Here is a 17866-nt window from a genome sequence, read left to right as displayed (position 1 = left end):
GTCTCAGCTTTTCAGAAATGTCGTGAGCGCGGCGACAACGCCGCGATTGGCCTCTTCGGTGCCGATGCTCATGCGCAGTGCATTCGGGAAGCCGTAGCCGGAAACGCGCCGCAATATGTAGCCGCGCGCTGAGAGGTAGTCGTCCGCAGCCGCCGCCGAATGCTTTTGGTCCTCGGGAAAGTGGATGAGCACGAAATTGCCGACGCTCGGCGTCACCCGCAGTCCGAGCTTGGTCAACTCCTCGCTCACCCATTGCAGCCAGGTCTCGTTGTGCGCCACGCTGCGCTCGACATGGGCGCGGTCGCGGATCGCGGCAATGCCGGCCTCGATCGCCGTCGCGTTGACGTTGAAGGGACCTCGCACGCGGTTAATCGCGTCGATGATATGCATCGGCGCGTACATCCAGCCGATCCGCGCGCCGCCGAGGCCGAGCTTGGAGAAGGTGCGGGTCATGACCACGTTTTCCGCGCCAGCCACCAGCTCGACGCCGGCTTCATAGTCGTTGCGGCGGACATATTCGGCATAGGCGCCATCCAGCACCAGAAGCACATTTCGAGGCAGGCCGGCATGCAAGCGGCGCACCTCCTGGAACGGCAAATAGGTGCCGGTCGGGTTGTTCGGATTGGCGAGGAAGATGATTCTGGTCCGCGGCGTTACGGCGGCGAGGATCGCATCGACGTCGGCGCGCTCATTGGTTTCCTTGACAGAGACCGGGACAGCGCCAGCCGACTGGATGTAGATCTTGTAGACCATGAAGCCGTGTTCGGTGATAACGGCTTCATCGCCGGGCGCGAGATAGGTCTGCGCAAGCAGGCCCAGAATCTCGTCGGAACCATTGGAACAGACGATGTTCGCCGGGTTGAGGCCATGCACCTCGGCGATCGCCTCCCGCAGGCGCTTGGCGGTGCCGTCGGGATATATGTCGAGTTTGGCTGCGACGTCGCGCGCGGCCTCTATCGCCTTCGGAGAGGGGCCGAGCGGGTTCTCGTTCGACGACAATTTATGGATACTGGCAACGCCGGCCGGCGCCGTGCTCCTGCCCGGCACATAGGCTTCTATGTCCATGATCCCCGCGCGGGGCGTTGGACGTGCCTGATCCGATGGCTGGTTCATATTGCAAAAATCCGTCGAGAACGTTTCCGCCTAGCGTGATGGATTTGGAGTTCCTGCCATTTTGGTGGCATCAGCGCTCAGGAACTTCAAATCCAGCACACTAGAATTCATTGGTTGCTAGCGTGGCGAATCCGAAATTCGCCCACTGCGCTGCTCCAACGCGATGCGAATTTCGGATTCGCCACACTAGAAGCCGCAGCGGAAATACAAGCCGTGGCCCGGAATGTCGAGACCGTCAATTAAGGGTGAGCGACTGGCCGTTGACGCCGAGGCGCGGCGGTCCTAGAAGAAAGGCGAAATCCCGTGGTGATTTGGCCGGTCGGCTTGCAGCCACGTTAAACAACTCGCTAAAGGGCCGTTTGCATTCTGTAACCGGCTTTGCGAAGGCAATGCCGGTTTTTGTTGTCCGTTGCCGGCCGGACAACCGCATCGCCCGAAAATCGGAATCGATTTTCGGAAAGCGCGATGGGTAATATAAGAGGATGCGATGGTCGCGCTGCGCACTAAAAGAACCAACAACGAGGCCGACCAACCGTCGAGCCCGGTGTTGCGTTTCGGTGCCGACAAGCCGCTCAAGCTTGACGCCGGCACGCTGCTGTCACCGTTCCAGATCGCCTACAAGACCTACGGCACGCTCAACGACGCCCGCTCCAACGCCATCCTCGTCTGCCATGCGCTGACCGGCGACCAGCATGTCGCCAGCACCAATCCAGTGACCGGCAAGCCGGGCTGGTGGGAAGTGCTGATCGGCCCCGGCAAGATCATCGACACCAGCCGCTTCTTCGTAATCTGCTCAAACGTCATCGGCGGCTGTCTCGGTTCGACCGGCCCCGCCTCTACCAATCCAGCCACCGGCAAGCCCTACGGGCTCGACCTGCCGATCATCACCATCCGCGACATGGTGCGGGCGCAGTTGATGCTGGTCGACCATTTCGGCATCGAAAAACTGTTCTCAGTGCTCGGCGGCTCGATGGGCGGCATGCAGGTGCTGCAATGGGCGTCGAGCTATCCGGAGCGCGTTTTCTCAGCGCTGCCGATCGCCACCGGCGCGCGCCATTCCTCGCAGAACATCGCCTTCCATGAGGTCGGCCGGCAAGCGGTGATGGCCGATCCGGACTGGCATGGCGGCAAATATTTCGAGCAGGGCAAGCGCCCGGAAAAGGGACTGGCCGTGGCGCGTATGGCCGCTCACATCACCTACCTGTCTGAAGCGGCCCTGCACCGGAAGTTTGGCCGCAATTTGCAGGACCGTGAAGCGCTCACCTTCGGTTTCGACGCCGACTTCCAGATTGAGAGCTATCTGCGCCATCAGGGCATGACCTTCGTCGACCGTTTCGACGCCAACTCCTATCTCTACATGACCCGGGCAATGGACTATTTCGACCTCGCCGCCGACCATGGCGGCCGACTGGCCGACGCCTTTGCCGGCACCAGGACCCGTTTCTGCCTGGTCTCATTCACCAGCGACTGGCTGTTCCCGACCGAGGAGAGCCGCTCGGTCGTTCACGCGCTGAACGCGGCCGGCGCCTCGGTGTCCTTCGTCGAGATCGAGACCGATCGCGGCCACGACGCCTTCCTGCTCGACGAGCCGGAGTTGTTCGCCGCCATCAACGGCTTCATCGCCTCGGCGGCCCGCGCCAGGGGGCTCAGCGCATGACCCCTGAAGATTGCAGGCTTTCCGGACCGGCATCATGCGCCAGGCATCAGCGCATGACCCCGAAAAGTCGCAGACTGTTCGGATCCGGATCATGCGCCAGGCAAAAGGCGAGATCATGAGTGTCAACCACGCCCAGCGCGTCGACCTCGAAGTCGTCGCCGATCTCATCCCGCCGCAGTCGCGGGTGCTGGACGTCGGTTCCGGCGATGGCCTGCTGCTCGAATTGCTGCAGGCGACGAAGCAGGTCGACGGCCGCGGGATGGAACTGTCGCAGCGCGGCGTCAACGAATGCGTGGCGCGCGGCCTGTCCGTCATCCAGGGCGACGCCGACAAGGACCTCAAATTCTATCCCGACAAGGGTTTCGATTTCGTCGTCCTGTCGCAAACCTTGCAGGCGACCCGCAACCCGAAGCTGGTGCTCGACGAATTGCTCAGGATCGGCAAACACGCCATCGTCTCCTTCCCCAATTTCGGCCACTGGCGGGTGCGCCTTTCGCTGTTCCTCGAAGGGCGGATGCCGGTGACCAAGGACCTGCCCTATTCCTGGTACGACACACCCAACATCCATTTCTGCACCATCCGCGACTTCGTCAATCTCTGCGAGGAGCTCGGCGCAACCGTGGAAAGGGCAACCGCGCTTGACGCCAATGGCCAGAAAATCGGCCTCTCGATGCCATGGTGGTTCTGGAATTTCTTTGGCCAGCAAGCGGTGTTCCTGCTGAGGCGATAACGGCCGTCGCTTCTTCGGCCAATATGGCGCTCGGCCTGCCCGAGTCCGAAGACCATGGGTGTAGGACTGATCGCCATTCATCGACCAGCTAGCGATTAAGTTCCGGAAAATACGGATCGGAGAAAAACCGCCGGTCGCGCTCGCCTTGCAAACAGTCGACCGGTGTTGCCGCATCGACCCGGATCGGTACGCGATCGGCCCAGGGACCGGCAACACCGCTGACCTCTAGGATCAGTTTGCGGCGTATGGCGGTCACGAATTCGGAAGCGGCATAGACCGGCAGCACGAAAGCCCCAGGCCCGCCCGTAACGCACTCGGCATAGTATTGGTCGAGATGGCTGAAGCTGGGCGACGGGCTGATCAGGATCGGCAGGCCGTTGATGACGATACCGTTTGCCACCGCGGCGTCGCGTGTCGTGGTGACGGGCATCCCGGTATTGTTGGGACCATCGCCTGAAATGTCGATGACGCTGCGCGTCGCTTCGAAAGCGCCTCCATCCAATAGCTTGGCGCCGAAGCCGAGCGCACCGGAAATGGAGGTGCCGCGAAAGCTCCTGAATGGGCGCGCCTCGATCTTGTCGGCGAATGCGTCGGCGCTCTCAGCGTTATCGATGACCTGCCAGGCAATGACCGCATCGTCGCGGACAGTGCCTGCCCATTCGAAATAGGCCAGCGCGATGCGGCCGGTCACACCCGAACGCACCGCATCGATGAAGTCGGGGTGGCGCAGCGCCTCGACATAGCCGGCGCGCTGCAGGGCGAATTCCCTTTCGTCCATCGAGTGTGAAATGTCGACCGCCAGCACCAGTTCGACGTCCACCGCAATGGTATTGGCCGGCGCGCCCAGTGGTGCTGCCTGAGCGCAGGCAAGGCAGGCAAGCAGGCTGATGCATGTCGCCCAAAAGTGCGAAGCGGTTTTGGGGTAACGACATGCATAGAAACAAAGGCTTAAAACGTGTCGCATGAATCTCTTCAACGGGACGCGTTTTAAGCGCGTCAAGCATGGGTCCAACGCCGCGAACTTCCGCACGATGCCGGCAATCTTTCGCCGCGATCACGGCGAAATAAAGCTTGGCTGCGTATCGCCGGCTACGTCTCTTGGTAGGCTGCGGCGACGGCCGGGGGTGGTTCGATCGCGCCGGCCCTGACACGGACTGGCTTGAGAGCCGGTCGCTCGACGTCTTTCACGATCGCCAACGAGCGCGGAAAGAATTCAACGTTCTGCTGGCTCCGGCCAATGTTGAGGATCGCGGCGTCGGCAAGACGCGCTTCCAGCATCGACAGCACCCGACTCAGCGTCGCGCCGTCGAACGTGTCCAAAGCCTCGTCGATGATCACCCATTTCGGCTGCCGCAAAACCAGCCGGGCAAAGGCAAGCAGGCGCTGCTCGTCATCGCTCAATTCGCGCTCCCAGCGCGCCGAGCGGTCGAGCGAGGACGACAGACGCCCAAGACCGACCTCGGCAAGCACCGCCGAGATCTCGGCGTCGCTGACCGCGGCATCGGCGTGATTGAGCACCTCGCGCAGCGTGCCGAGCGGGAAATAGGGCTTGCGGGGAACGAAGGCGGGAACCTCTCCGGCCGGCATGCCGATCCGCCCGCTTCCCCACGGCCACAGACCGGCAATGGCGCGAAAGAACAGCGTCTTGCCGGCGCGCGGATCTCCGGTGATCATGACGCGCTCGCCCGCGCGGATTTCGACATGGGGCTTGGCGAGCTTCGTACAGCCATCCCGCGACGCAACCTCGAGGTTCTCGAATGTCAGCCTGCCATTCGGGTTTTCGCCGATCGTGATGCGTTCTTCGGTGTCGTGCAGCACGTCCGTTTCAACGAGCGCGATGCGGAAATCGGCGACGCGCATCAGCGTGGCGCGCCAATCGGCGATGCCGCCGATATTGTTGATGAACCAGCGCAACGAGGCATGCACCTGGTTGAAGGCGCCGACAGCCATCATGAGCCCGCCGAAGCTGATATCGCCGGCGAAATAGACCGGTGAGGCGACGAGGATCGGTGCGACGACAGTGATCCAGCCATAGGTATCGGTCACCCAGGAAAGATTGATCTGGGCGCTGTAGATGCGCCGCATCGCGCCCAGCACCGTGCCGAGGTCGAGCTCGAGCCGTCGTCTCGCGTCGGCTTCGCCGTGCGCAAGCGCGATGGCATCGACATTCTCGTTGACGCGGACCACCGAGGAACGCAGCTCCGCTTCACGCGTATAGCGGTCGCTGTTGAAGCGGATGAGCGGCCGTCCGACCAGCCAGCTCAGCCAGGAAGCGGTACCGGCATAGAGGATCGCGGCCCACACCATGTAGCCCGGAATGGCCAGCGAATAGCCGCCGATATGGAAGACGAAGCCAGAAGACAGCGACCATAAGACGCCGACGAACGAAACAAGCAGAATCAACGACTGCAACAGCCCTATGCCGAGGCCTGTGGAAAGATCGGAGAGATGTCCGGCATCTTGCTGCAGGCGCTGGTCAGGGTTGACGCCGATGGCGCCGGCGTTGGCGAGCCGGAAGGCGCGCGCCGGCCGCAGCCATTCACCGATCAGATCGAGGGTCAACGCCTCACGCAGCTTCAGCCGGATCCTCTGGTCGAGCCAGGTCTGGCCGACATTGAGCACCACAAGTCCGCCGGCGATGGCGGCAAAGACCAGAAGCTGGTGCAGGAAGCCCTGCATGTCGCGCCGAGCCAGCGCGTCGTAGAAGGGCTCGTTCCAGCGATTGAGCAGAACCTGCCCGATCGACGTTGCCACAATGACGGCGACAATGCCGACGCACGCCCAGAGCAGGTGTTTGCGGATCGGCGAAGTCCCCAGCGCCAGCTTGATCGTCGCCAATTGGTCGCGCAAGCTGCTGGCCTCGATCGACGCGGCAACCGGCTTGGCGCTGGCCTCTACATCCGGATGATCAGCCATTGGTGAAGTCCTTGAATTCGCAAGCGGTGCTGAAACCGGTGGACATGTCGACACATTCGGGTAGCAAACCCGCCCTCGACAGATAGGTGAGAATAAGCTCGATCCCGATCACGAAAATGTCATCGACGGCTCGGCAATGTCGCCTTCCCGGTCGGCGATATCCGGCCGAGCCTTGTGGCGCCATGCGGCGAGAAAACCGGCACGAAGACGCGGCGAGATGCACGCTGGACGACCGGCACGCCCTGATAGAGCCGCTTCTGCGCCTCGACCACGATGACGCCGGAAAAGATCGGCCAGAACCTGCGGCCGGCGCGCTCCAGCACATTGTGGAACTGCATCATGAAGCGTCGCCGCGATGGCGGGAAGAACAGGGCGTCGGACCAGGCGGCGGGCGTGAAGTTTGCTTCGCGCAGCAATTCGGTGAGCTGGCCGCGCGAAAAAGGCCGGCCGCTGCCGAACGGCGTATGCTCGAAACGGGCCCAGACACCGCGCCGGTTGGGGACGACGATGACGACGCGGCCGGCAGGCGACAGCACCCGCCAGATTTCGTTCAGCGTCTCGCGCGGGTTCTCGGCATGTTCGAGTGAATGGACGAGCAGCATGCGGTCGATGGAGGCATCGACCAGCGGCAATTCCTCATCGAAGACCAGCGCGGTTGCGGTCGGCCCCGTGGCCGGCCAGACCACCGCGCCTTGCGTCGCCGGCATGAAGGCAAAGACACGCTCCGCGTCGGTTCCGAACCGCTCCAGCCACGGCAAGGTGTAACCGAGGCCGACCAGCCGCTCATTGGGCACAACAGCCCATATCGAGGACAACGCCATGGTGATCGAGCGTTCGGCCAATCGCCCGAGCGTGGTCGAATAGAAGGAGCGAAGGTCGACGATATCGGAATGCATGCGCGGCACGCTATCTTCGATGCTGTCCAAGTTCAACAAAGGCGGATGACATCCGCGGGCAAGCGCCCTATGTCTGCGGCGACTACTGCATTGGCCCGAAATCGATTTCGATTTCGGAAAGCACGATGCAGCAGATAAAGGTGTTAGAGCGTTCTTTGTGCGTCCAACTGGACGTACGGCGCTCTAGAGCAGTTCCAGGAAAAGTGTGAAACGGTTTTCCGTCCGGAATTGCGGAAAAACAACGAGATAGAGCGGTTCGGCGTTTCCGTGAAACGCCGAACCGCTCTAGTGGAGAGATGCTATGCCGGTTGAAATCGAACAGTTCATGTGCCGCAGCGACAATTTCGGCGTGCTGGTGCATGACCCCAAAAGCGGCCAGACCGCGATCATCGACGCGCCCGAGGAGGCGCCGATCCTGGCTGCGATCGAGCGTACCGGCTGGACGCCGACGATGATCCTGACCACCCATCACCATGTCGACCATGTCGAGGCCAATCTGGCGCTGAAGGAGCGCTTCAAGCTGCGCATCGTCGGACCGGAAGCGGAAAAGGCCAAGATCCCCGGCATCGACGAAACCGTCGAGCAGGGTTCGGTCATCCACCTCGGCGAGGAGAGGATCGACGTGATCGCCACGCCCGGCCACACGGCAGGCCATGTCTCCTATCATCTGCCGGGATCGAAAGTGGCGTTCACCGCCGATACGCTGTTCGCGCTCGGCTGCGGGCGGCTGTTCGAATGCAAGCCGCCGGTGATGTACGATTCGCTGAAAAAGCTCGCGGCACTTCCGGCCGAGACGGTCGTTTATTGCGGCCATGAATACACGCTTTCCAACGCCCGCTTCGCGCTGACCGTCGACCCGACCAATTCGGCGTTAAAGGAGCGCGCTGCGAAAATCGAGGCGCTGCGCGCCGACGGCAAGCCGACGCTGCCGACCACGATCGGCGAGGAACTGTCGACCAATCCGTTCCTGCGCTGGCACGATCCGGCAATCCGCAAGCATCTCGGCTTGGAGAACGCCTCCGACGCCGAAGTGCTCGCCGAAATTCGCAAGCGCAAGGACAATTTCTGAGCACCATTGATGGTCTGGAAACCGTGACGTTCTGGGGCCAATGACCAGTTCCGCCGAAATCATCGCAACGCTCGGCCTGAAACCGCATCCGGAAGGCGGCTGGTATGCCGAAACCTTCCGCGACGGCACGGAAGACGCGCGCGGCCATTCGACCGCGATCTATTTTCTTTTGGAGCAGGAACAAGTGTCGGCCTGGCACCGCGTCAAGGACGCGGCCGAGGTCTGGCACTTCTATGCCGGCGCGCCGCTGGCGCTGTCGATACATGGGGAAAACGGGCCGGTGATCGAGCAGGTGCTCGGCACGGCACTGGCGGCGGGCGAGCGGCCGCAGATCGTCGTGCCGGCAGGTTGGTGGCAGTCGGCACGCAGCCTGGGCGAGTGGACGCTGGTCGGCTGCACCGTGGCTCCGGGCTTCGATTTCGCCGCCTTCGAGCTGGCCGAACCGGGCTGGCAGCCGGGAACGACGTAGGTATGTTGAGATTCAGGTCAGGCCGGCATCACCCTGATATCGACATACCTAGAGCACGTCCGGTTTAATCCGGTTCATAGCCTGCGGCCTTGAAGTAGTTTTCGCATTCTGTTGGCGTAAAAAGGTCGACGAGCGCGCCGACGGTGTCCCATAGGGCTGCGATTGTTCGCTCGGCCCTCGCCCGCAGGAGCGCCTTGAGCTTTGCGAAGGCGTTTTCGATGGGGTTGAAGTCGGGGCTGTAGGGCGGGAGGAACATCAGCTTTGCACCGGCGGCTTCGATCGCCTCGCGCACGCCCCCGGACTTGTGCGCCGGCAAATTGTCCATGACGACGACGTCGCCTGGCGTCAGCGTTGGCGCCAGCACCTGCTCGACATAGGCGAGGAACACGACCCCGTTCATGGCGCCGTCGTAGACGAAGGGCGCGGTCATTCCGGTCAGCCTGAGCGCGCCGGTGAAGGTCGTGGTCTTCCAGTGACCGTGCGGCACGCCGGCCCGGCAGCGTTCGCCGCGCAGCGCTCTTCCGCGCAGGCGAGCCATCTTGGTCGACAGCCCGGTCTCATCGATGAAGACGAGCCTTGCCGGATCGAGGTCGAGCTGGCCGTCGAACCAGGCACGCCGGCGCTTCAGGATGTCGGGGCGATCTTGCTCCAGTGCGTGTGCGGACTTTTTTTGAACGTCCAGCCGTGCCCCCGCAGCCAGTCGCTCAACGTGCTGCGGCCGATGCGCATGGACCGCTCGGCCAAGAGCCGCTCCACCATCTCGTTCAGCGTGATGTCCTTGCGCTCCTCGATCATCCCGATGATGAAGTCGGCATGGGCGTCGAGACGCGAGCCGCGCCGTCGTCCCTGCGGTCGTGGTGTCGTCTCGCCCATCCGGGCTCTGCCGATCCAGCGGATCGCACTCGATATCCCGACACCGAACCGAGCCGCTGCTTGCCGGGCCGATGCTCCTTCACCCGCAGCCTTCACGACACGTGACCGCAGATCCTCACCAAGTGCTCTCGCCATCGTCCACCTCCATAAAAGTGGACGTTGAATCAGCCAAACCGATTCGCGTCACATCACAATCGATTCATCGATCGCCGGACGTGCTCTAACCCAACAGGAAACCCATCGTGATCCCCAGCTGGGCGGCGTAATACAGCATCCAGACCGCGTAGCGCATCCAGACACGGTGCGGCGAGATGGCGGTCAGCAGGAACTTTTCCGAGGCGAGCAGCCCGTCGGACGCCATGAACAGCACGGCGCCGCCAAAGACCCAGACATTGCTCAGGGTGAGTGCTGAAATTCCCATGGCAAGGATTGCCGCGATATAGACGCTGATCGGAAGGTGCAAGACGGGGCCGACACGGCGCCAGAGCGAAAAAAGCATGGCGAGCGCGAACAGGGCCATTGCCAGGGCAATCGACCCGCGCCACGGCTCGGCCGAGAGCAGCCCGATCCCACCGCCGGAACGCAGGAACAGCGCTATGTAAAGCCCATGCGCGATTAGAAAACTGGCCAGCCCGCCGAGAAAAGCCTTTTCATCGTCGCGCGACAGGAACGCGTCGCCGACGGCGCTGAGCGCCAGTGCCGCTACGAGCAGCCACGGACCGCCCTGCAGCGAGGACAGCACGGCAAGCATTGCCACCGCCAGCGTCTTGACCGCAGAACGCGCAAGCGTCGGCGGCATGTCGATGATGAAGGCGTAGATCACCGCCGCCACCAGCGAAAACAGCAGCGTCGCATTGGCGTTGGCGTCAATGCCGCCGGGAAACGGCATCACGCCCCAGCCTCGCCAGTTGCCTGCTTGCGCAAGAACAGCGACTTCGCCGCAAGTGCTGCCCCGCCGGTGATCAGCACGCAGGCGGCGAGAATGCGCAGGGACGGCTCGGCGAAACCGGCTGATATCAGCACCAGCGTCGACAGCAGCGGCGCGGCATAGCTCGCCGCGCCCAGCACCTGGATGTTGCCGCGCTTGACGCCTATGTCCCAGGCGTAGAAGGCCGCGCCCACCGGCATCAGGCCGAGGCCGAGCACGGCCAGCCACTGCCCGGCGCCGACAGGCAGCACCGTCTCTTCCAGCATCAGATGGCAGACAAGGGAAAGCGCTGCCGTGGCCGCACAGAACCAGGTGACGACGCTGGTCGGCACCGACGGGAAGCGCCGCGACAGCAGCGAATAGGCCGACCACAGCACGGCGCAGACGCCAGCCATCGCATAGCCAAATGCATAGCGCGCGTCGAAGGCAAGCCCGCCGCCCTTTGTGACGATCAGAAAAGTGCCGGCAAGCCCGAGCAGCGCGCCGACGACATGGTTCCAGGCCAGCCGCTCGCCCGGCATCAGCGCCGATCCGAGCACGATCAGCAGCGGCCACAGATAGGCGATGAGGCTCGCCTCCACCGCCGGCGCGTTGCGCAGCGCAGTGAAGTAGAAGAAGTGATAGCCGAACAGGCCGGCAATGCCGATCACCCACACTTGCGGCGGTATCTTCGGCCGGTTGGCGGCGGCCGGCATGAACAGCCGCGCGACGAGCCCGACGCCGGTGCCGATCGTGAAGGTGATCGCCGAAAGCAGGAATGGCGGCACCGCACCGGAAGCGTCCGTAAGCAGCGCCAGCAGCGCCCACATGGCGATCGCCGAGAAGCCGATCAGTGTTGCGCGCCCCATGTCCGTCGGCCTCACGGCTGTTTCTGGCGGCGCGCAATCGCGCCTATTCTGTTGCTTCGAACCGCTCCGCGCTGACGGTGAGAGTGCCGATTTTCGTGCTGACGGTGGCGTGGATCGGCGCATATACGCCAGTTTGACCGACCGGCGCAAATGTCACCATGATGCGGCTGCGATCCTTCAGGTACTTCAAAGCTTTGCGGTTCTTGCGGTACCCCGCCACCGGCTCAAAGCCCAGTCTGCAGGTGACGGTCTCGCCCTTGTAGCCGCGCACCGAGATCGAACCTTTCGAATAGTATGTCAGCGTCAGATTGGCGCGCATCTCGCCGTCATAGAGTTTCACCGTGCGCCCGCATACCTTGTCGAGGCTATCGGCATGGATGACGGTGGCGGCCATCGGATCGAGCACCGACGCGAGATGGCTGGCGCCCAGCGGTATCCAATTTTTGGGATTGCGCTTCTTCGGCGCAGGCACGACCTTCGTCGCGATAACAGTGCCATTGGCGAACTGGATATCGATCATCGACGCCTTCTCGCCCGACGTGTAGTCGGCGCGGAACGCTTGCGGCTGCAATTGCTTGCCCGAAATCTTGCCTTTTGACGAGACCGTGCCGCGTGTGTCGTCGAAGATTGTGGCGAGGCCGGCGCTGGAGACGCTGCCGTCGATCGAATAGGTATCGCCTTCGTAACTGCTGGAAAAGGTTGCTTTCGCCACCGAGAGGCCGAGGATCGATACCGTATACTCGCCCTTGAAGGACTGTGGCGTAGCGGCAAACGCTGCCGTCGGCAGCGCAACGGCAAGCGAGGCAAGGATAGCAAGAGACGAACGAAGCATGGCGGGGATCGATCCTCGATTTTCAGCGGAAGCGGACAACTCCGGCCTGGCATCTCGTTGTGCGACCGCTTATAGGCTGAATTCCGGCCTTTATGTGAAAGGCGTCGTCACACCCGTGCGCAAGCCGGAGCTTGACGCATCGGCGAAATGCAACTATGGAACGCCAACTTTTTCCATAAGGCCGCCTGACCGAAACCGCGCGCCAACCGGCGCGGGTCGAATGTTTGGCCAGACCGAGAACTGAAGGTTTAGAACCATGTCCCGCACCTGCGAACTCACTGCCAAGGCAGTCATGTCCGGCAACAATGTGAGCCACGCCAACAACAAGACCAAGCGTCGCTTCCTGCCCAATCTCGTCAATGTGACGCTGATCTCGGAAGCGCTGAACCAGAATGTGCGCCTGCGCATTTCGGCCAACGCGCTGCGTTCGGTCGAGCATCGCGGCGGCCTTGATGCGTTCCTGGCCAAGGCCGACGCCAAGGAGCTGTCGCAGCGCGCGCGCCTGCTGAAGAAGCAGATCGCCAAGAAACTTGCCGAACAGCCGGCCGCTTAATTTTTTCAGGCAACCGCCTTCCAAGGAGTGTCGTCCGAGCTCGGCATGACACCCCGCTGGTTCCATTACCCAGGATAAAAAAATGAGTTTTTTCTCCCGATACCTGCCCTTTGTTGCGGCCATGGCGCTTGTCGTGGTGGCGTCGAACATCCTTGTGCAGTTCCCGCTGCAAGGTGCGATCGGCGGCTTGTCGCTGGCCGACATTCTGACCTGGGGCGCCTTCACCTATCCCTTCTCCTTCCTGGTCACCGACCTTGCCAACCGCCGCTACGGCCCGGCCGTGGCGCGCCGGATCGTGTTTGTCGGCTTCACGGCGGCGGTGATCTGCTCGGTCGTCATCCCGCCCTTGCTGTTCCGCTACGGTCTGATCGAGTTCGAAACGGCCGCCGACCGGCTGGTGCGCATTGCGGCGGCTTCCGGCACCGCGTTCCTGATCGCGCAGCTGCTCGACGTGACCGTGTTCAATTGGCTGCGCCGGCAGAGCTGGTGGCGGGCGCCGATCGTCGGCACGCTGGTCGGCTCGGTGTTCGACACCGCCGTGTTCTTCACCGTCGCCTTTTCAGCGGCGTTCGCCTTCGCTGGCCCCAACGATGGCTTCGCGCTTGAAACCGCGCCGCTGATGGGCGTGCTGCCGGTCGAGACCATGCGCTGGGTGTCATGGGCGCTCGGCGACCTCGGCGTGAAGCTGATCATCGCCGTGGTGGCGCTGATCCCCTACCGGCTGCTTGCCGCCCGCTGGAGCCAGCCGGCACTGGCGGCATAGACCATGATCCCTGAGAGTGGGCGCCGGTTTTCGGAAAAGATCTTGCCCACAGGGTCTCGAGCATGATCCCATGGGTCCAGCTCGATAGCGCGAATACGCCTGCCGGCGACCACGAGCTTCGCCTGAAACAACGCGGCGCCGAATTCTCGATCATGCTCGGCTCGAACGAGTTGATGAACAGCCGCCTCAGCGGCTCCGAGGAAGCGCTGGCCAGGCTGTCCTGCCAAAGGATTGCCGGCCGGCGGCAGTCGAAAATCCTGATCGGCGGGCTGGGCATGGGCTTCACGCTGCGCGCCGCCCTTGCCGAGCTTGGCGCCGATGCCGGCATTGTTGTCGCCGAGTTGGTACCCGCCGTCGTGGCGTGGGCGCGCGGCCCGATGGCCTCGGTGTTCGGTGGCTGTCTCGACGATCCGCGCGTGACCGTTCGCGAGGCGGATGTCGGACGGCTCATCAAGTTGGACGTGGCAACCTATGACGCCATCCTGCTCGACGTCGACAATGGGCCGGAAGGGATTGTCCACGGGGCCAATGACGCTCTTTACAGTATAGCCGGGTTGAACAGAGCGAGAGCAGCGCTCAAGCCCGGCGGCGTGCTGGCGGTCTGGTCGCAGGGGCCCGACAGCGGCTTTACCCGCAGACTCAAGCAGACGGGCTTCTCGGTCGAGGAAGTTAGGGTCCGCGCCAATGGCAAGCGCGGCGCCCGCCACGTCATCTGGATCGCGACCAACGAGCAATAGGCCGAATTCTCTTTGCGAAGCTGCGAACATCGAAGAGCTCGAGACGGCAGCCTCGCCATCAGCCAATCGCCGGCCGCACGTTCTCAATCCTCATGCAGCACAAATTCCAGATAGAGATTACGCTGTAGCATCGAGTGGTTGTCATCCGAGATCAGCGACACCATCAGTGCGCCGTCTTCGCGGGTCCAGACGTCGAGCCCTTCCATATTGTCGATCTGGTAGGCCATGTCGGCTTCCATCAGCACCGGCCCGTCGGCAACGGCGCCCTTCTCGACGCTTTCGCCATAGATGCGCCTCAGCCGCATCTTGACCCCGCCAGCCATCGAAAAGCTGCGCTCCAAAAGCAAGAGGTCGCCGTCCGGCAGGAATGCGCCGTCGGTAATGTCGAAATTGCCGTTGCGCTTGATGGTGAAGACACCCTTGTGCGGCCCTCCGATAACAGCCGCATAGATGTTGCCGGCCTTGTCGAGGCTCTTCTCCGACACCACGACCAGCCCGCCTTGGTGCTGGCCGTTAGGATGGGCGTGGGTGACGGCCTCAAAGCCGCGATTCAGGCGAAGTTCCCAGGCTGGAATCAGGGAATCCAATTGCTTGAACGGCGGCTCCATATCGTGCGGGTCGATCTTGAACTGGGAAACACGGTGGTTGCGCTCGAAGCCGACCGTGGCAATGCCACCCTTGACCGCAAGGCCTTCGGCGTCGACCTTCCATTTCTCTTCGATCAGGCCCGCCTCGTCGACCATCTGCTGCATGCGGAAATTCCGCATGCCCGATGGGCGCTTGTCCGCATCATGGGTAACCGTGCCGAAGAACCAGAAACCGGTGTCGGCGACGCCGATGAAATCACTGCCGGGCTTGAGGAAGCGAAACGCCGACAAAGCGCCGAAATCGCGTGACGGCGAGGTCATTTCCAGCCCGCCGACGAATTCGAGCGGGCCGAACCGCTTTTCGTCACGGCCGATATGAAACCGGTCTATCAGCCGTGCCGAGATTTCGATCGGCTCGACCGAAACGCTGCCCGCGGCGATGCAAGGCGACAGGGCGATGCCGGCAACGAACAGCGCTGTGACGGCGAAAAGCGTCTGCCGAAAGCCGCCCCGCGAAAAAATCATCCGGCGCGCCGCATGCCGCCGCGTCGCGTATCCCGCGTACTTTCCTCGCCAAACAGTGAGGCCAGTTGCTCGGTCATGGCGCCGGCCAGTTCCTCGGCATCGACGATGGTGACGGCGCGGCGATAGTAGCGGGTAACGTCGTGGCCGATGCCGATGGCCAAAAGCTCGACCGGCGAGCGCGTCTCGATCAGTTCGATCACCGCGCGCAGATGCCGTTCGAGATAGTTGCCCGGATTAACCGACAGCGTCGAATCGTCGACCGGCGCGCCGTCCGAGATCATCATCAGGATCTTGCGTTGCTCCGGCCGGGCGATCAGGCGGTTGTGCGCCCACAGCAGCGCCTCGCCGTCGATATTTTCCTTGAGCAGGCCCTCGCGCATCATCAGCCCGAGATTGCGGCGCGCCCGTCGCCACGGATGGTCGGCGGATTTGTAGATGATGTGGCGCAGGTCGTTGAGCCGGCCGGGATTCGGCGGCTTGCCTTCCTTCAGCCATTTCTCGCGTGCTTGCCCGCCCTTCCAGGCGCGGGTGGTGAAGCCGAGGATCTCGACCGAGACGCCGCAGCGTTCCAGCGTCCGCGCCAGAATGTCGGCGCAGGTGGCGGCGACCGTGATCGGCCGGCCGCGCATCGAGCCCGAATTATCGAGCACCAGCGTCACCACCGTGTCGCGGAATTTGGTGTCACGTTCCTGCTTGAAGGACAGCGGCTGCATCGGATCGATGACGACGCGCACCAGCCGCGCCGGATCGAGATAACCCTCTTCGAGATCGAAATCCCAGGACCGGTTCTGCTGCGCCATCAGGCGGCGCTGCAGCCGGTTGGCCAGCCGGCCGACGACGCCGGAAAGGTTGGCAAGTTGCTTGTCGAGAAAGGCCCGCAGCCGATCCAGCTCTTCCTCTTCGCACAGGTCCTCCGCACCCACCGTCTCGTCGAAGGCGGTGGTGAAGACCTTGTAGTCGATCTCCTTCGACAGATTGGTGAAGGGATTGTCGTTGCGGCGCGCCTCGCCGGGCGTCTCGGCATCGGCGTCGTCATCGTCGGACAGGTCGTCGGCGGTGGCATCGGATGCCTCATTCTCGGCCGATTGCTCGTCGTCGGACGACGCTTCGGTGTCGTCGGACTGCGATTGCTCGGAGCCGGAATCATCCTCGCCGCCCTCCTCACTCTGCTCCTCGCCCTGCGGCTGGTTGTCGTCGTTGTCCTCTGAGTCTTCCGTCTCCTGGTCGTCGCCGAGTTCCTCGGCCATTTCCATGGAAGCCAGCATCTCGCGCACGACACGGGCGAAAGCCTGCTGGTCGTCGAGCTTGGCCGACAGCCCGTTGAGATCGGCGCTGGCCTTCTCCTCGACCCACGGACGCCAGAGGTCGACCAGCCGCTCGCCGCTCTTTGGCACGGTGCGGCCGGTCAGCTTTTCACGCACCATCAAGGCTAGCGCTTCCTCGATCGGCGCGTCGGCCTTGTCCTTGACGTCGATAAGGTTGGCTCTGGCGTATTTGTCCTCGAGCATGGAGCCGATATTGTCGGCCACACCTTGCATGGCGCGGGAGCCGATCGCCTCGACGCGGGCCTGCTCGACCGCATCGTAGATGGCGCGGGCCTGCTTGCCTTCCGGCGCCAGCCGAGTGTGGATGCGCGTGTCGTGACAGGCGCGCTTCAACGCCATGGAATCGCCGAGCCCGCGGGTGATGGCGATATCGGCCTTCGACGCTTTTTTCGGAAGTTCAGGCAGCCGGGCGCGGCTGCCGGCCAGCGCCGGCCGATCCTTGGCGAAACCGACTTCGAGGTCCTTGTCGCCGGCAATCGCGCGCATGCAGACGGTGACGGCGCGCTTGAAGCTGTCAGCTTCAGAACCCGTCTTCGACTTGTTGCGCGTGTTGTCGCCCGGACCCGCCATCATACATCTCTATTTTGCTGCCGGCTGCTGGCCAAATTGAGCGCGAAGGTGGCCGACAACCTCTTCCACCGAGATCGTAAAGTAGCCTCCTTTCCCGCTGTCATATGCATGTCTCCACAGACTGTATCCGTTGTCAAAACCATTAGGAATCGAACCGATCCGTTCAAGTTCAATTACACTTTTTCTCAACGCGTCGGCGGCTACAGGAAGGTGGGGGACAGTTTGTAGCTGCTTGCCGCCATTCGGAATTGGAGCGTCGGTAACTGAGACCGATATGATCGGCTGGCTTTCGCCATCGAAGTTATCGACTGCGCCAACGATTAACCGCGATGATACCGGTGTCGCGCCGCGATAAGTCCAAATTTGCCCGGCTTTGAATGGTTCATTCTGGGCCATAGCCGCCTGACAGATACCAAAGCAGAAGATTGAAAAACTCCATAGGAATATCCGGAGGATCGTTCCCATGGGATCGGTG

Annotated in this window: 18 protein-coding genes and 1 riboswitch; of the genes, 7 read left to right on the top strand and 11 right to left on the bottom strand. The window is 62.7% G+C overall.

The annotated features are described in order from the left end of the window. Positions 1–3 precede the first annotated feature (3 nt). Positions 4–1113, bottom strand: a complete 1110-nt coding sequence (gene hisC / locus A9K68_RS07255) for a histidinol-phosphate transaminase (protein ID WP_065008517.1) — start codon at positions 1111–1113, stop codon at positions 4–6. A gap of 293 nt (positions 1114–1406) precedes the next feature. Continuing rightward, positions 1407–1484: riboswitch (SAM riboswitch) on the top strand. A 116-nt stretch (positions 1485–1600) separates the two neighbouring features. On the opposite strand from hisC, the gene A9K68_RS07250 reads away from it, so the two are divergent. Together A9K68_RS07250 and metW are read left to right on the top strand one after the other, a co-directional pair. Beyond that, positions 1601–2770, top strand: a complete 1170-nt coding sequence (locus tag A9K68_RS07250) for a homoserine O-acetyltransferase (RefSeq protein ID WP_029348622.1) — start codon at positions 1601–1603, stop codon at positions 2768–2770. A 115-nt stretch (positions 2771–2885) separates the two neighbouring features. Beyond that, on the top strand, positions 2886–3500 hold the full coding sequence (metW, locus tag A9K68_RS07245; protein WP_065008548.1) for a methionine biosynthesis protein MetW: 615 nt from the start codon (positions 2886–2888) through the stop codon (positions 3498–3500). Between the two features lie 88 nt (positions 3501–3588). Here metW and A9K68_RS07240 read toward each other — a convergent pair whose 3' ends face one another. The 3 genes from A9K68_RS07240 to A9K68_RS07230 all read right to left on the bottom strand — a co-directional run bounded on the left by A9K68_RS07240 (position 3589) and on the right by A9K68_RS07230 (position 7312). Next, on the bottom strand, positions 3589–4464 hold the full coding sequence (locus A9K68_RS07240) for a DUF1194 domain-containing protein (RefSeq protein ID WP_082982393.1): 876 nt from the start codon (positions 4462–4464) through the stop codon (positions 3589–3591). A 125-nt stretch (positions 4465–4589) separates the two neighbouring features. After that, a complete protein-coding gene (locus A9K68_RS07235) occupies positions 4590–6416 on the bottom strand; it encodes an ABC transporter ATP-binding protein/permease (RefSeq protein WP_065008518.1) in 1827 nt (608 codons plus the stop codon). Between the two features lie 119 nt (positions 6417–6535). Beyond that, on the bottom strand, positions 6536–7312 hold the full coding sequence (locus A9K68_RS07230; protein WP_029348626.1) for a methyltransferase domain-containing protein: 777 nt from the start codon (positions 7310–7312) through the stop codon (positions 6536–6538). A 301-nt stretch (positions 7313–7613) separates the two neighbouring features. On the opposite strand from A9K68_RS07230, the gene gloB reads away from it, so the two are divergent. Then, the gene (gloB, locus tag A9K68_RS07225) at positions 7614–8381 is read left to right on the top strand and encodes a hydroxyacylglutathione hydrolase (protein ID WP_065008519.1); all 768 of its coding nucleotides are present in this window, start codon (positions 7614–7616) and stop codon (positions 8379–8381) included. Between the two features lie 40 nt (positions 8382–8421). After that, positions 8422–8850 carry a cupin domain-containing protein gene (locus tag A9K68_RS07220; protein ID WP_029348628.1) on the top strand — a complete coding sequence of 143 codons (429 nt, stop codon included), beginning with the start codon at positions 8422–8424 and terminating at the stop codon, positions 8848–8850. Positions 8851–8914: 64 nt separating this feature from the next. On the opposite strand, the gene A9K68_RS07215 is transcribed toward A9K68_RS07220, so the two are convergent. The 4 genes from A9K68_RS07215 to A9K68_RS07200 form a co-directional block, all read right to left on the bottom strand. After that, positions 8915–9858 (bottom strand): IS630 family transposase gene (locus tag A9K68_RS07215; protein ID WP_245430216.1). Its coding sequence is split into 2 segments (ribosomal slippage): positions 8915–9520 and positions 9523–9858, totalling 942 coding nucleotides; the frame shifts between segments, so codons are not numbered across the junction. Positions 9859–9943: 85 nt separating this feature from the next. Then, complete coding sequence (locus tag A9K68_RS07210) at positions 9944–10612, bottom strand: lysoplasmalogenase family protein (RefSeq protein ID WP_065007381.1); 669 nt, start codon at positions 10610–10612, stop codon at positions 9944–9946. After that, a complete protein-coding gene (locus A9K68_RS07205; protein ID WP_065007382.1) occupies positions 10612–11499 on the bottom strand; it encodes an EamA family transporter in 888 nt (295 codons plus the stop codon). Before A9K68_RS07205 ends, A9K68_RS07210 begins: the two co-directional genes overlap by 1 nt. Positions 11500–11542: 43 nt before the next feature. Further along, the gene (locus A9K68_RS07200; RefSeq protein WP_065007383.1) at positions 11543–12331 is read right to left on the bottom strand and encodes a DUF3108 domain-containing protein; all 789 of its coding nucleotides are present in this window, start codon (positions 12329–12331) and stop codon (positions 11543–11545) included. A gap of 256 nt (positions 12332–12587) precedes the next feature. Between A9K68_RS07200 and rpmB the strand changes: the two genes are divergently transcribed. The 3 genes from rpmB to A9K68_RS07185 all read left to right on the top strand — a co-directional run bounded on the left by rpmB (position 12588) and on the right by A9K68_RS07185 (position 14384). Continuing rightward, positions 12588–12884 (top strand): 50S ribosomal protein L28, encoded by a 297-nt coding sequence (rpmB, locus tag A9K68_RS07195; RefSeq protein WP_006328411.1) that lies wholly within the window; start codon positions 12588–12590, stop codon positions 12882–12884. 82 nt (positions 12885–12966) lie between these two features. Beyond that, the gene (locus A9K68_RS07190; protein WP_065007384.1) at positions 12967–13647 is read left to right on the top strand and encodes a queuosine precursor transporter; all 681 of its coding nucleotides are present in this window, start codon (positions 12967–12969) and stop codon (positions 13645–13647) included. Between the two features lie 62 nt (positions 13648–13709). Next, entirely contained in the window at positions 13710–14384 is a 675-nt protein-coding gene (locus A9K68_RS07185) for a hypothetical protein (protein ID WP_065007385.1), read from the top strand. Between the two features lie 83 nt (positions 14385–14467). Here A9K68_RS07185 and A9K68_RS07180 read toward each other — a convergent pair whose 3' ends face one another. The 3 genes from A9K68_RS07180 to A9K68_RS07170 are packed head-to-tail and all read right to left on the bottom strand — an operon-like array spanning position 14468 to position 17856. Beyond that, positions 14468–15496 carry an esterase-like activity of phytase family protein gene (locus tag A9K68_RS07180; protein WP_065007386.1) on the bottom strand — a complete coding sequence of 343 codons (1029 nt, stop codon included), beginning with the start codon at positions 15494–15496 and terminating at the stop codon, positions 14468–14470. After that, the gene (gene cobT / locus A9K68_RS07175) at positions 15493–17391 is read right to left on the bottom strand and encodes a cobaltochelatase subunit CobT (RefSeq protein WP_065007508.1); all 1899 of its coding nucleotides are present in this window, start codon (positions 17389–17391) and stop codon (positions 15493–15495) included. The genes A9K68_RS07180 and cobT overlap by 4 nt, the downstream gene beginning before the upstream one ends. 9 nt (positions 17392–17400) lie before the next feature. After that, positions 17401–17856 carry a hypothetical protein gene (locus A9K68_RS07170; RefSeq protein WP_065007509.1) on the bottom strand — a complete coding sequence of 152 codons (456 nt, stop codon included), beginning with the start codon at positions 17854–17856 and terminating at the stop codon, positions 17401–17403. Positions 17857–17866 lie beyond the last annotated feature (10 nt).

This window comes from Mesorhizobium sp. AA22, from assembly GCF_001672375.2.
GTDB lineage: Bacteria > Pseudomonadota > Alphaproteobacteria > Rhizobiales > Rhizobiaceae > Mesorhizobium > Mesorhizobium wenxiniae.
This window is presented reverse-complemented; position numbering and strand designations above follow the sequence as displayed.